Raw genomic sequence first — 14047 nt, 5'->3', positions numbered from 1 at the left:
GCAAGGAAGGTAGTCATGAAAGAAGTCTCACAGCGTGATTCGTTCGCGTTCAGCGCCCGGGTACTGGGCGCGCTGTTTTATTTTGCTCCAGATAGCGAGCAGACTGCGCCGCTGGTGCAGGCGCTCACCGCAGGCGACTGGATTCAGGACTGGCCGCTGGCGCCGGAAACGCTGCAGCCCGTTGCAGATGCGTTCAAAACGCCAGCAGATGAAGCATTGAAAGATGCCTGGCAACGTCTGTTTATTGGCCCTTACGCCCTGCCGTCACCGCCGTGGGGTTCCGTCTGGCTGGATCGGGAATCCGTGCTCTTCGGCGACTCCACCCTCGCGCTGCGCCAGTGGATGCGTGAAAACAACATTGCCTTCGAGATGAAGCAGAACGAACCGGAAGATCACATCGGTACCCTGCTGTTACTGGCCGCGTGGCTGGCAGAAAATGGCCGCGACGCTGAACGCGACCAGCTTCTGGCGTGGCACCTGCTGCCGTGGAGTACCCGCTTCCTGTCCGTGTTTGTTGAAAACGCCGGGCATCCGTTCTACACCGCACTGGGCAAACTCGCACAGCTGACGCTCGCGGACTGGCAGGACACGTTAATTATTCCGGTCGCGGAAAAAACGCTGTACCGCTAACGCCAGCACCTGGCTTGCTCACCGCTTCCGGGCAAGCCAGGCTCTCCAGCCACCAAATTCGGTGATATCCCGTGCCCCCTCCAGGCCATACGCCTCGCAGATAAACCCGGTCAACCACCGTCCGTCCTGCAGCTCGATTTTTCCCAGCCCCAGAGGTGCGGGGATCCCGGCGAGAAACGACCCCACTTCGCTGTGCGGTAGCTCCCAGACTTCGACCGCAATCCCGGCCCCCTGGTCTGCCACCCGAACCATTCCGGGACGTTTACCGTCCGCCAGCGCATACAGACGGTAATAAGGTGCGCTGGTGGTCGCGTCTACAAGACGTGCTCCGCGCTCTCGTAACTGAACATTGAGCGCCAGACCGTCCATATGCGCACCGCAGACCACTATCCGCAGGCGGTCATGGGTTGCGGTGCAGGTCGGCGCGTCGTCCAGCATGGCACGATTGCCCGGTAACGTTAATTTTGTGTGACGTTGTAACGTATCGGCCAGACTGAGCAGATACTGATCGGTAAACGCGCGGCCAAACAGCGTGACGCCGGATGGCAGCCCATTGTTCATTTCTCCGACCGGGACCGCTACGGCGGCATAGTCGAGCAGGTTCATAAAGTTGGTATAGATGCCCAGCGCCGAGTTGCTTTTAACCGGTTCATCGGCCAGCTCAGCCAGACTCACCGGGCGGGGATACGTCGGGATTAATACGCAATCCAGGTCGGCCATCATGGCATCGCACTCGGCTTTATACCGCTGGAGTTTGTACTGCGCGTCAAACGCCGCCACCGCAGTGGCTGCAGGCGCGTTTTGCAGAACATCACGGATAACCGGCAATACCGCGTCGGGCTGGCGTTCAATCAGCGCACCCGCGAGGTGATAACGCTCGGCGACCCACGGGCCGTCATAGAGCAGTTTCGCGGCCGACAGAAACGGTGCAAAGTCGAGAGTCACGGGCACGCCACCCAGCGCGATAAGCCCCGTCTTCGCGCGGTGATACAGCGCCTCGCTTTCTGCACAGCCGAGAAACTCCAGCGTCTCCGGCACGCCAAAGCGAAAGCCCGCAGCAGGGACACCAAAAGCCTGCGGGCCGTTCCACGCCGGGTTGGACCGACTGTATTCGTCACGCGGATCCTGTCGCGCCGTGAGTGCCAGCAGCTGGCTGGCCTCTGCTGCTGTCGCGGTGAAAAACGTGACGCAGTCCAGCGTGCGGCAGGCTGGCACAACCCCAGCCGTGGAGATGAGTCCTTTGGTTGCCTTGAGGCCGACCAGATTATTCAGCGAGGCCGGTACGCGCCCGCTGCCGGCCGTGTCCGTTCCCAGCGCGAAGCTCGCCAGACCCAGGGCGACCGCCAGCGACGACCCCGCGCTGGAGCCACCGGACGGGTAATCCGGATGAACGCTGTTACGACATGGGCCATACGGCGAGCGCGTACCGTTTAAGCCGGTTGCGAACTGATCGAGGTTAGTTTTCCCCAGCGGAATCGCCCCCAGCGCAATCAGCTGCGAAACTATCGTTGCATCCTGCTCTGCCCGATACGCAAATGCCGGACAGGCGGCGGTGGTGTAGATACCTGCCAGATCGATATTGTCTTTGATGGCAAAGGGCACGCCGAACAGCGGCAGCGTGTCCGGCGCTACGCCCTCCAGCGCGGCGAGGTACGGCTCCAGCTCTTCAGGGGTGAGCAGATAAATAAAAGCGTTAAATGACGGGTTCAGCGCCAGCGCGCGCTCGCGTAATGCCGTTATCACCTCACGCGGGGCGATCTGGCCTTCACGGTATGCCTCTGCCAGCACAGAGAGACGTAAATCATAAAGAGGCTTCATGCTGTTTTCTCCAGAACGACCACGCACTGGCCCGCCCGCACCGACGACCCCGGCTGGACACGGACCTGACTGACCACACCGTCCTGAGTGGCAACTAACGGGATCTCCATTTTCATCGACTCCAGCACCACCAGCACATCGCCTTCGCGCACGGTGTTGCCGACCTCAACGTTCACCTGCCACAGGTTGCCGGCAACCGGGCTTTCAACACCGGATTCTCCCGACCGTAACGGCGCGTCGTCACCGTCATCCGTCAGTTCATCGCTACTGTCAAAATGCGCCTGCCCGCCCGCTATCCAGCGCTCACGCTCGGCGTTAAACGCCGCCTGCTGATGCGTACGGAATGCCTCAATCTCAGGTGCTTCGTCAGCCAGAAACTGCTGATACTCCGCCAGTTTCAGCGTGGTGTGTTCAATACGCAGCGGATAACGCCCCAGCGGGAAATCCCGGCGGATATTTTGTAACTCCCCGGCAGAAACCGGATAAAAGCGAATTTGATCGAAGAAACGCAGCAGCCAGGGCTTGCCGCCGAAATCCTCTACCGTGCGATAGCGATTCCACATCTGCAGGGTTCGCCCTACAAACTGATACCCGCCCGGCCCTTCCATACCGTAGATGCAGAGGTATGCCCCACCAATGCCCACCGAGTTCTCCGCCGTCCAGGTACGCGCCGGATTGTATTTGGTGGTCACCAGACGGTGTCGCGGGTCGAGCGGCGTGGCCACCGGCGCGCCGAGGTAGACATCCCCCAGCCCCATCACCAGATAACGGGCGTCGAACACCGTTTTATACACTTCATCAATGTTAGCCAGATCGTTTATGCGACGGATAAACTCCAGGTTGCTCGGGCACCACGGCGCATCGCGGCGCACGGTGGTCATGTATTTGTCGATGGCTTTCTGACACGCCGGATCGTCCCAGGAGAGCGGCAGCCAGACGATGCGCGACGGCACGTCCAGCGAGTCCTGGTCACAAACGCCCTGCCACAGCCCGGCGATCACCTCCAGCAGGCTATCCAGGCGCAGCGTTTCCGGCTGATAATGAATTTGCAGGGAGCGGATCCCCGGCGTGAGATCGATAACGCCTTTCAGCGCCCGGTCCTCCAGCGCCTGCATCAGCGCGTGGCCGCGAAAACGCAGTACCAGATCCAGCTCAGGCTCGCCAATCTCCAGCAGCAGATGGGTATCACCCGACACTCTCGCCACCAGACGTTTATCGTCCGTCCCCTGCGTCAGCACAATCGGTGAGTCCAGACCGGCAGGTTGCCACGTGACAGGTTGCGGGGTCAGGCTGGCGATTTGGCGCTCCTGCGCCTGCGCCAGCCGTCGCGCGGTGGCAATATCCACCGGCACAAAGCGAACGTAATCTCCCGCCTTCAGTTGCCCTACCGCGTGCAGATCGGCCTCGATGATGGTGACCGGACAGACAAACCCGCCCAGGCTTGGGCCATCCGGGCCGAGGATCACCGGCATATCGCCGGTAAAATCCACCGCGCCGATGGCATACGGATTGTCATGAATGTTCGACGGATGCAGGCCCGCCTCGCCGCCGCTGTCGCGAAGCCATTCCGGTTTCGGGCCAATCAGGCGTACCCCCGTCCGGCTGGAGTTGAAATGCACTTCCCATTCGGTGGCGAAAAACGTCGCGATGTAATCCGGCGTGAAATACTCCGGCGCACCGTGCGGGCCGTAAATCACCCGCAGTTCGCGCACCGCGTCCAGCCTCGTGTGCAGCGCCTGCGGCAGCGGCGCGTCCGCAACCGGCTCGATTAACGGAGCCAGGTGCAAAATGTCACCTGTGCGGAGCGCCCGTCCGGCGTGCCCCCCGAACTGCCCCAGCGTGAAGGTGCTTTTACTGCCCAGATATTCCGGCACGTTAAACCCGCCGCGCAGGCAAAGATAGCTGCGCACGCCCTCACCGCGGATCTCTCCCATACGCAGCGTCATGCCCGCACGGACGCGAAAAACGTGATTATTGGCCAGCGGTTCACCGTCCAGCGTGAGCGCAATTTCAGCGCCCGTCACCACCAGCTGCGCATCGCAGTTGAATTTCAGCGTCGGGCCGCTGAGGGTGATCTCAAGCGCGGCGGCATCGTCTTTATTGCCCAGCAGACGGTTACCGAGACGCAGCGCCAGGCTGTCCATTGGCCCGGATGGCGGAACGCCAACCGCCCAGTAGCCTGTGCGTCCCGGGTAATCCTGTACCGTGGTCTGCGTACCGGCGCTGAGCACCTCCAGCGTGGACGCCTGGTACATCAGGTGCTCAAGACAGCGGGTCCAGGGCTCACCTGCGGCAAACGGCGCGAAGGTCAGGATCTGCTGCAGATAGCTGCGGTTGGTTTCAACGCCATAAAGACGGGTCTCCCCCAGCGCGGAATGCAGCACGCGGATGGCGGCTTCTCGTGTCGGTTGCCAGGCGATCATTTTGGCTAACATGGGGTCAAAAAACGGCGGGACTTCACATCCGGCCTCAACCCAGCTGTCGATGCGCAGCGTAACGCGGTCATCGCGCGGGAAAGCCACGTCGGTGAGCAGTCCCGGTGAAGGCTGGAACTGGCGGCCCGGGTTCTCGGCATAGATCCTGGCCTGAATGGCATGCCCCTTCGGTTTCAGGGTGTCACGCAGTGTCGCCAGTGGCGGCAATGTTCCGGCGGCAAGTTCGATCATCCAGCGCACCAGATCCACGCCCCACACCTGTTCGGTCACGCCGTGCTCCACCTGCAAACGGGTATTCACCTCAAGGAAGTAAAAGCGGGCGGCGTCGCTGTCATAAACGAATTCAACGGTGCCCGCGCTGCGGTAGTTGACCGCTTTACCCAGCGTTATCGCCGCCTCGCACAGTGCCTGCGCCATGCCCGCCGGCAGGTTTGGCGCGGGCGTCTCCTCCAGCACTTTCTGGTTACGCCGCTGCACAGAGCAGTCGCGCACGCCGAGGGCAATCACCTCGCCCTTGCCGTCGCCAAACAGCTGTACTTCCAGATGACGCGCCCGCTCGATGTACTTTTCGATAAATACACCCGCGTCGCTGAAGTTATTTTTCCCCAGACGCACTACCGCATCGAACGCGTCGCGCAGCGCTTCTGCGTCATAGCAGACGCGCATACCGATGCCGCCGCCTCCCGCCGTGCTTTTCAGCATCACCGGATATCCCACTTCGGCGGCAGCGTTGACGGCCTGGTTAACATCGGCCAGCAGGTCGGTGCCCTCCAGCATCGGAACCCCGTGCGTTTTCGCCAGCGCGCGAGCGGTATGCTTTAGCCCAAACAGACGCAGCTGTTCCGGCGTGGGGCCCACAAAGGCAATCCCCGCGGCGTCACACGCTTCGGCGAACGCGGCGTTTTCCGAGAGAAAACCGTAGCCCGGATGAATGGCCTGTGCGCCGCTGGCTTTCGCGGCGGCGATGATCTTCGTGCTATCCAGATAGGTGTTCGCCGCCGGGCCATCGCCCAGACTCAGCGCTTCATCGGCCTCGCGAATATGCAGGCTGCTGATATCCGCCTCGGAATAGACTGCCACACCACGGATTTTCATGGTGCGCAGGGTGCGTAAAATGCGGCAGGCTATCGCCCCGCGGTTCGCAATCAGGAGTGTCGTCAACATAGGTCAGACTCAATCGTGGCGGGTCGTCCCGCCGAAAATCGGCTCACCCATGGTCGTCCATGGGGGAAAAAGCGGTTACGGCAGAATGCGTCCGGCACGGACTTCAAACAGGCGGTACAGCGCCTGGCGCAGTCGCTGCCAGCGGGTGGGCGTCAGTTCCATACCAGCACCTCAGCGGGCGTTGGGTTCCAGCCGTTGCAGGGGTTATTCAGCTGTGGACAGTTGGAAATCAGTACAATGACGTTGCACTCGGCGCGCAGGTCGACGTATTTCCCCGGCGCGGAGATGCCATCTTCAAACGTCAGCCCGCCCTCTGGCGTCACCGGCACGTTCATAAAGAAATTGATGTTGGCCGTGATGTCACGTTTTTGCAGACGTCCATCGTGCAGACAGGCGCAGAGGAAGTTATCGCGGCAGCTGTGCATATGGCGTTTATCGAGGGCGTATCGCACGGTGTTGCTCTCCTGGGCGCAGGCCCCGCCGAGGGTATCGTGACGCCCGCAGGTATCGTCGATAATGGTCAGCAGGGGGTTACCGAGGCTGGAGTACAGGACGCTGCCACGCGTGAGATAGGCGTTGTTCTGACGGCGCAATGTGCGCTGTGCATCGTAACGTTCACGCGGGTTATCGGCATTGTAGAACAGCGTGTCGACCGCCTGGTTACCTTCCAGGTCGAGCAGGCGCAACGTCTGCCCTTGTTTCACCTCGAACAGGTACGGTTCACCTGCCGGGATCACGTGGCGAAATACCGCGTCTTGCACATGCTTTTCAGAGATCATGGTCATTTTACTGCTCCTTACAGGGCGAAAAGCCGGGTATTGGTCATGGCGCGTTCGTTTTCCGGGCGCGTCAGAAGCGCGTTAACGGCCCCCTCTTCATCCTCAGCCTGTCGCCAGCTCAGCGCGACCGGTCGTGGGGCATATTCCCGGGACGGATCCATCGGATGCTGCAGCGCGGTCATCACCACAAGCGTGTCCATGGGGGCGTACAGCTCCACGTAACTGCCCGGCTGCGAATAACCGCCGTGGAAGGTGAACTGACCGCGGTCATCGACGGTGACTTTGCTGAAGAAGTTGACCACCATCAGCAGATCTTCGAGATTGAGATCCCACTTCCCCATCTCCACCAGCAGGTTGTCCGTTCCGTTTCGGTAAAACCCGTTGCGCAGTTCCTGATAGCGTCCCTGGCCATACTTTTCAGTCACCTCGGCGGCGTTCAGTACGCCGCCAAACGGGTCATGCCAGCCGCAGGTATCTGCGGTGATGCCTGCCAGCACGCGTCCCATGTCGGAGTAAAAGCAATGTCCGGCGGTCAGACGTGCGGTGTGCTGGCCTTTCAGGGTGTCGGGCAGGTTCAGACGTTCACTTTTCTCGTGCGGATTCAGCATCAGCAGGCTGACGTTTGCTCCACCTTCAATGTCGGTCATACGCAGGATCTGCCCGCGCTTAAGCACAAATGAGAGGTGACCGCCGCCGGGCAGGATCTCTTCACGTAACATGGTCATGGTATTCACGGTGTTAACCCCTTAATGCATAAACGTTATCGGGAGCCGTTCCACTCAGCGCGGAGAGCCGCGTCTCGTTGAGCGGAATGTCGTAGGTAATACGGGCGCCAAAGGCGTTGGGCGCCTGCGGGTCGAGGCGCACTTTGTCGAACACCAGTAAGCGAGTGCCGAGGTTAAAGCCTTCCGAAAGATCGTGGGTGACCATAAAGACGGTCATGCGGGTCTCCCCCCACAGTTGAAGCAACAAGGCGTGCATATCTTTACGGATACCCGGGTCCAGGGCGCCAAACGGCTCATCCAGCAGCAACACGCGCGGCTGCATGATGAAGGCCTGCGCAATGGCTAAACGTTGCTGCATACCGCCTGAAAGCTGGGCCGGGTATTTGTGCATCGCATGCCCGAGACCGACTTTTTCCAGCATCCCGGTGGCCCGCTCACGCGCCGCGCGTTTCTTTGCCCCAAACAGGCGCCCGAACAGCGGCGCTTGCGGCAGTTCGAGCCCTATGGTGACGTTATCCAGCACGCTGAGATGCGGGAAAACGGAGTAGCGCTGAAACACCACGCCCCGGCTGCTGTCCGGCTCGGCGCGCAGCGGTTTACCGTCGAGCGTAATGGACCCTCGGCTGGGCGCTTCCTGACCGAGCAGCAGGCGCAAAAACGTGGATTTTCCGCAGCCAGAGGCCCCCACCATTGAGCAGAACTCGCCCTCTTTCACCTGCAGATTGAGGCGCTCCAGCACCACGTGGTCGCCGTACTCCTGCCAGATATTGTTGATGGTGATAAAGCTCATGCCTTCCCTCCTTCCGCCCAGGGAAACCAGGTTTTATGTAACTGGCGCAGGGCCAGATCCATCAGCCAGGCCAGCAGCGTGATCCACAGGACGTACGGAATGATCACATCCATCGCCATATAGCGGCGCACGAGGAAAATGCGATAGCCCAGCCCGGCGGTTGAGGAGATGGCCTCTGCCGAAATGAGAAACAACCATGCCGACCCCAGCAGCAGACGCAGCGAGGTCAGCAGCCGCGATAACAGCTGCGGAAGTACCACGCGCAACACCAGCGTCCAGCTGTTGGCACCCAGCGTCTGGGCTTTGATCAGAATCTCCGGTGGGATTTCGCACGCGCGATGCTCCAGATCGCGCGCCAGCATCGGCGTGATGCCGATGACAATCAGCATCACTTTCGACAATTCATCCAGCCCGAAAACGATAAATAGCACCGGCAGGATCGCCAGCGGCGGGATCATCGACAGCACCGTCATCAGCGGCGAGAGCGACGCGCGCCACAGCGGGAAAACACCGGCGGTGACGCCAACACAGAGGCCGATGATCGAGGCGATGACCAGCCCCGTCAGAAGACGGGCAAGGCTCACCAGCGTATCCACCCAGAACAGATAGTCACCGCTGCGTTTATCCGGGGTAAACGCCATGCGTGATAGCGCGTCCAGCATCTGCTGCAGGCCAGGCAGCAGCTTGTCCTGCGGGTTAGCCTCCAGCCTGACCGCGGAACCGAAAAAGTATGCGGCCAGCAGCAGGACGAAAGGCAGCATCACGAGCATCAGCCGCATGCCGGGCGTGGGATGGCGATTAATTTGTCGCATGGATGTTCCGTCCGTTATCACAGCGTGCCGGCAGCGGCCATTTTCACGAAGCTGTCGTCAAAGCGCAGCTTCACGTTGCTGGCATCGCCCTGGGTGACATTGCCCGGGAAGCGCATGCCGATGAAATCCGCGCTTTGCGCCCCATCGCCCAGCAGCCCTTTATCGAACGAAAACGTGGCTACGCGCTGCATGGTTTTCGCCAGCTCCGGCGACGTTAAAAAGGCAATATTGTCCTGCGGGGTATAGAACAGGTGGGTTGTTTTCAGCTGCGCCTGATAACCGGCCAGATCGGTACCGGAGGCGGCGGCCATTGCGTTGAGCACGGTGGCATCCTGCGCTTTCATCAGCCCCATCATCTCGTACCATGCGCCGGTTAATGCTTTGCCAAGCGCCGGGTTGTCTTTCAGGGTTTCGCTGTTGACCACCATCATGTCGATAAGCTCACCCGGTACCTGAGAGGAGCTGAACACTTCTGTTGTTTTTGGCGTGCCTTTGATGACCGACAGCTGCGGGTTCCAGGCTACCGCCGCCTGCACATTTGCCGTGCCAAAGGCGGAGACGATATCCGCGTCAGACGTGTTTACCACAGTGACGTCTTTTTCGGCCAGGCCGGCTTTTTCCAGGCCGCGCACCAGCAGATAGTGGGAAACAGAGAGCTCAGGCAGGTAGACTTTCATCCCTTTCAGGTCGTTGAGCGTTTTGCCCTCGCCCTTCATCACCACGCCGTCGTTGCCTTCTGAATAGCTGCCAAGGATCAGCGCCGTGGTATCAACGCCGCCAGCGGCCGGTATGGTCAGCGCATCCATATTGGTCATGGTGCAGCCGTCAAACTGGCCCGCAGTGTACTGGTTGATGGATTCGATATAGTCGTTGAGCTGAACAACGTTGATTTTGATGCCGTATTTATCGGCCCATTTATCGATGATTTTGCTACTGCTAAGGGTGCCCCAGGGCATCCAGCCGGCGTAGATGGTCCAGCAGACGTTGAACTCTTTCTTCACCGCAGCAAAGGTGGGGAGACTGACCAGCATCGCCAGGGAGAGTACCAGGGTGCGGAATAATGGCGTTTTCTTCATGCTTGACCTCTGAGTGGCACAAAATTAGGGGGCAGCGCGACACCTTCAGGTGCTGCTGTCTCCCGGGCTTTTGTCCCGCCGTGTAACCTCTCAGAGGTCGCCAGCTCTTGGACCAGCCATTCACCGCAGTGAACCGGAACCCTAGCCAGCTATTTTTCAAATTGTGGTGTGCTGCCCTTCAGTGTTAAGCGTTGCAAGGGATATGCCAGAATTTTTTATGTTAATTATTAAACTGTTAAGTCTGCCTGTGCAGGCTCTTTCACCGTTTTGGTGAGACAAGGCGAGTTGAGTGCACCGTGCTGGTGCTCTTTGGGATGACGCGTGGTGCTGACGGCGTTGCCCACAGAACGTGTCTGCGACAGCAGGAAAGGCTCAAAATGATGTGCTGGTTTTTGCCAGGTCTTTCATCATCGTCGTCGTCAGGCTGAGCTGCTCGCTTCCCATTTTACGTGACAATTCCTCTCTTGCGGACTGCCATACGGGGATCACGGATGTCAGAAGCGCCCACCCCTGCGAGGTCAGGCTAAGTTGTTTTCCACGGCGCCCGCGCCCCCCCGTTGATTCAATAACCCCACGGGACTCCATAATCCGTATGTTTCGGCTCAGTGTGGTTGCATCCACCCCGGCCTTTGATGCAAGCCCTGCCACCGTTTCATTTACGCCACCGCCGATCCCCACCAGCAGGCTGAACTGTTCTGCCGTCAATTCATAAGGTCTGAAGCAGGCGTTGTAATAACGCGTAATAGCCCGTGCTGTTGCACGTGCCTGATACGCCGGACAGGTCTCGGGGATGGTTTTTAGTAACGCCAGATCAACAGTGTTCATACTTTACGCTCGACAGATACGGTGAGATAAAATAGTGTATATACACTATTAATGCTATTCAAGGTTTCATGATGCCCGCATTTATCCATATCAATTTACGTGTTATAGACCCTGCACGGCAGGCCAATCTTGCCCCTCACTTCAGACTGGCACTTGAAGAGGCCGGCGGCAAAATTCTGCATTTTGGTCCTGTTGTCGAACGCCTTGAAGGCGATGAAGAACCGCTACCCTTTGCTGGCATTTTTGAGTTCCCTTCACTGCAGCAGGCGCTGGCGTTTTACCATTCGGAAAAATATGCCCCGATCAAAGCTGAACGCCAGCTGGCACAGCAGGCAAAAATGTTCGTTGTCACCACTGACTAAGCGTTTCGTTTCCTTGCCTGCGGTATCGTTTCCAGATTTCTCCACCCGTTCGCCAGAACCGGTGTAGAGTTTTTAAACACTGCATCTCTAAAAGGACACCGGCATCATGTTAAGCATCCTGGGCAAGACAACCTCGATCAACGTACGTAAAGTGCTCTGGACCTGCGAAGAAGCGGGTATCGAGTATCACCAGGAAGACTACGGCAGCGGTTTTGCCTCCACGCAAACCGCTGCGTTCCGCGCCCTGAATCCCAACGCCATGGTTCCCGTGCTGCTCGATGACGAGTTCGTCCTCTGGGAATCTAACGCAATCTGCCGTTATCTGGCCCGTAAAGCCGGCCGTGAGGATCTCCTGCCAACGGAACCGCAGGCCTGCGCCAACGTCGAACGCTGGATGGACTGGCAGGCAAGCGAATTCAACAATGCCTGGCGGTATGTCTTTCCGGCACTGGGACGCAATAACCCGGACTATAACGACCCGGAGCGTATTGCCGCCGGAATTAAAGCGTGGAACCACTGCATCGCTATTCTGGAGGAGCAGTTGCAACGCACTGCAGCCTATACGGCGGGCGAGGTGTTTACCCTTGCAGACGTGGTACTTGGTCTTTCGGTGAACCGCTGGAAAATGACGCCATTTGATAAGCCTGATGTGCCGTCAATTAACGCCTGGTTCGAACGGCTTAATCAGCGACCGGCATTTTTACGTCACGGGAATAACGGTATGGTGTAAGTTTTTCAGCCCACACACATTCAGCAAGGATATTTTATTTAATTACAAAACCCTGAATGCCGTTATCAGGAATAATAATTAAGCAATATTCTGGACAGCCCCTTGCACCGCTTTGCTAGCCTGAATAGTCAGGCAAAGCTCAACCCGGAGGTATTCTTGCTGATTAAACTCAAAAAAGAACGAACGCATCAGGAGGATCGCCTGCTCGCACTCTGGCTGGCGACCTCAGCAGGCTTGCTCAACGCCATCGCCCTCGGGGCATTTGGCTTTTTTCCCTCCCATATGACCGGCAATACCTCCCAATTATCCAGCGAAGTTTCCTCTACCGATCTGAATGATATTTTGTTCTTTGGCGCCATTATTCTGTCTTTTGTTGCCGGCGCAATCATGGCCCGTATCATCGTGTTATGGGGGGTTATCCATAATATCAGGCTGGTTTTTTGCCAGATACTGTTGGTCGAGGGATTATTACTGACCGGCGTTTCCTGTTACGAGATGTATTTCCATGCCCTCACGACTAACCGTGAAATTATTATCTTTCTTTGTGGTCTGATGGGGATTCATAATTCAACGTCGACCCAGCTTTCCGGCGGCCGGGTAAGATCAACCCATATTACCGGCACGCTGACGGACGCGGGAATATCCCTGGCCTCGGTCCTGGTGGCGATGCTCCGCCGGGATTATTCCAAAGATACGGCAGCGCAAAAAAGTCAGCTCAAAACCCACTTAACCACCATTTTCTCGTTTATTACCGGCGGTATCGCCGGGCTGATCCTGTTCAGGTGGATTGGGTTTAACGCCATGCTGGCGCTTGGGGTGATGCTCGTCGTTGTCGCCGCCTTTTCCATCATCAGCACCTCAGTGCGCGTTCGCCGGGTGCGCGCCGCCTTCAGCCGATAATGAGGGTCGCAGGCGTGAGGAGACGCTCACGCCATGTGACACTGTCACATTTTAAATTACGCTTTAGGACAATTCTGTCTGCCCCACAGCCAGCCCTTGCTCCATAAGGCTTAACCTAAGGTTGTCACTAATTTCATAGGGTTACTGATTTTCCCCCTTCGCTGGAACCCATCCCAAACGCTTGCTATAGGTCATCTACCCCTGCCGAAACATGGCATAACAACAGGCAACCCGTGGTTGCTATAACGCATGCGCACAGGGAGACACATCGCAATGCACCCATTACTCACACGTTCGCTGCTTTTTGTCGGCGCCATTATTGTGGTCGTTGCCCTCCTCACCTGGGGAATTGGGCTGGATACAATTAAGGCGCGTCAGGTTGACCTGATTTACCTCGGGCAACAGCATTTAATCCTGGTATTCTCCTCCATGTTCTTTGCCCTGCTGATGGGCATTCCCAGCGGCATTTTGTTGAGCCGCCCGTCAGCACGCGGTATCGCTGAATACGTGATGCAGATCTTTAACGTTGGTAATACCCTGCCGCCGCTGGCCGTTCTGGCGCTGGCAATGGTGGTGATTGGTATCGGTGATACGCCTGCGATTATCGCCCTGTTCCTCGCCTCGCTGCTGCCGATAGTGCGAAACACCTATGCCGGACTGTGCTCGGTTCCGGCGTCGTTACTGGAAGCGGCTAATGGCATTGGGATGACGAAATGGCAGCGTCTGCGCCAGGTCGAACTTCCCAACGCCTGGCCGGTAATGCTCTCCGGGATCCGCATTGCCACCGCCATCAACGTGGGTACCGCCCCGCTGGCCTTCCTGATTGGTGCCAGCAGCTACGGCGAACTGATTTTTCCCGGTATCTACCTCAACGACTTCCCGACGCTGATCCTCGGCGCGGCGGCCACCGCCCTGTTTGCTCTGATCCTCGACACCCTGCTGGCTGCGCTGGGTCGCGTGATGAGTCCACATCTCGCTCGATAACAATAACAAGGAGCTTT

General features: G+C 58.4%; 13 protein-coding genes and 1 riboswitch. Of the genes, 5 read left to right on the top strand and 8 right to left on the bottom strand.

What is annotated here, in order from left to right; genetic code table 11:
- Positions 1-15: 15 nt before the first annotated feature.
- Positions 16-630, top strand: a complete 615-nt coding sequence (gene dmsD, locus ACN9MQ_RS10215; protein ID WP_104440200.1) for a Tat proofreading chaperone DmsD — start codon at positions 16-18, stop codon at positions 628-630.
- An 18-nt stretch (positions 631-648) separates the two neighbouring features.
- Here dmsD and atzF read toward each other — a convergent pair whose 3' ends face one another.
- The 8 genes from atzF to ACN9MQ_RS10175 all read right to left on the bottom strand — a co-directional run bounded on the left by atzF (position 649) and on the right by ACN9MQ_RS10175 (position 11054).
- Positions 649-2448: an allophanate hydrolase gene (atzF, locus tag ACN9MQ_RS10210; RefSeq protein WP_426021463.1), complete on the bottom strand. Its 1800-nt coding sequence runs from the start codon at positions 2446-2448 to the stop codon at positions 649-651.
- Positions 2445-6047 carry an urea carboxylase gene (uca, locus tag ACN9MQ_RS10205; RefSeq protein WP_426021462.1) on the bottom strand — a complete coding sequence of 1201 codons (3603 nt, stop codon included), beginning with the start codon at positions 6045-6047 and terminating at the stop codon, positions 2445-2447. Before uca ends, atzF begins: the two co-directional genes overlap by 4 nt.
- Positions 6048-6199: 152 nt before the next feature.
- Positions 6200-6832 (bottom strand): urea amidolyase associated protein UAAP2, encoded by a 633-nt coding sequence (locus tag ACN9MQ_RS10200; RefSeq protein ID WP_025204312.1) that lies wholly within the window; start codon positions 6830-6832, stop codon positions 6200-6202.
- Positions 6833-6843: 11 nt separating this feature from the next.
- On the bottom strand, positions 6844-7551 hold the full coding sequence (locus ACN9MQ_RS10195) for an urea amidolyase associated protein UAAP1 (RefSeq protein WP_040019021.1): 708 nt from the start codon (positions 7549-7551) through the stop codon (positions 6844-6846).
- A gap of 13 nt (positions 7552-7564) precedes the next feature.
- Positions 7565-8341: an ABC transporter ATP-binding protein gene (locus ACN9MQ_RS10190; RefSeq protein ID WP_014169870.1), complete on the bottom strand. Its 777-nt coding sequence runs from the start codon at positions 8339-8341 to the stop codon at positions 7565-7567.
- Positions 8338-9153: an ABC transporter permease gene (locus tag ACN9MQ_RS10185; RefSeq protein ID WP_014169869.1), complete on the bottom strand. Its 816-nt coding sequence runs from the start codon at positions 9151-9153 to the stop codon at positions 8338-8340. Before ACN9MQ_RS10185 ends, ACN9MQ_RS10190 begins: the two co-directional genes overlap by 4 nt.
- A gap of 17 nt (positions 9154-9170) precedes the next feature.
- Complete coding sequence (locus tag ACN9MQ_RS10180; protein WP_032681129.1) at positions 9171-10229, bottom strand: putative urea ABC transporter substrate-binding protein; 1059 nt, start codon at positions 10227-10229, stop codon at positions 9171-9173.
- A gap of 57 nt (positions 10230-10286) precedes the next feature.
- A riboswitch (guanidine-I (ykkC/yxkD leader) is annotated at positions 10287-10385 on the bottom strand.
- 216 nt (positions 10386-10601) lie between these two features.
- On the bottom strand, positions 10602-11054 hold the full coding sequence (locus ACN9MQ_RS10175) for a MarR family winged helix-turn-helix transcriptional regulator (protein ID WP_040017354.1): 453 nt from the start codon (positions 11052-11054) through the stop codon (positions 10602-10604).
- Between the two features lie 68 nt (positions 11055-11122).
- On the opposite strand from ACN9MQ_RS10175, the gene ACN9MQ_RS10170 reads away from it, so the two are divergent.
- The 4 genes from ACN9MQ_RS10170 (at position 11123) to osmY (ending at position 14030) form a co-directional block, all read left to right on the top strand.
- Positions 11123-11416, top strand: coding sequence for a DUF1330 domain-containing protein (locus ACN9MQ_RS10170; RefSeq protein ID WP_410378561.1), 294 nt, complete (start codon positions 11123-11125; stop codon positions 11414-11416).
- A 106-nt stretch (positions 11417-11522) separates the two neighbouring features.
- Complete coding sequence (locus ACN9MQ_RS10165) at positions 11523-12146, top strand: glutathione S-transferase family protein (protein WP_047955528.1); 624 nt, start codon at positions 11523-11525, stop codon at positions 12144-12146.
- Between the two features lie 156 nt (positions 12147-12302).
- Positions 12303-13046, top strand: coding sequence for a YoaK family protein (locus tag ACN9MQ_RS10160; protein WP_032678052.1), 744 nt, complete (start codon positions 12303-12305; stop codon positions 13044-13046).
- Positions 13047-13319: 273 nt separating this feature from the next.
- The gene (gene osmY / locus ACN9MQ_RS10155) at positions 13320-14030 is read left to right on the top strand and encodes an osmoprotectant ABC transporter permease OsmY (protein WP_032678051.1); all 711 of its coding nucleotides are present in this window, start codon (positions 13320-13322) and stop codon (positions 14028-14030) included.
- Positions 14031-14047: the final 17 nt, after the last annotated feature.

The organism is Enterobacter sp. R-25 (assembly GCF_049913205.1).
Classification (GTDB): Bacteria; Pseudomonadota; Gammaproteobacteria; order Enterobacterales; family Enterobacteriaceae; genus Enterobacter; species Enterobacter ludwigii.
This window is presented reverse-complemented; position numbering and strand designations above follow the sequence as displayed.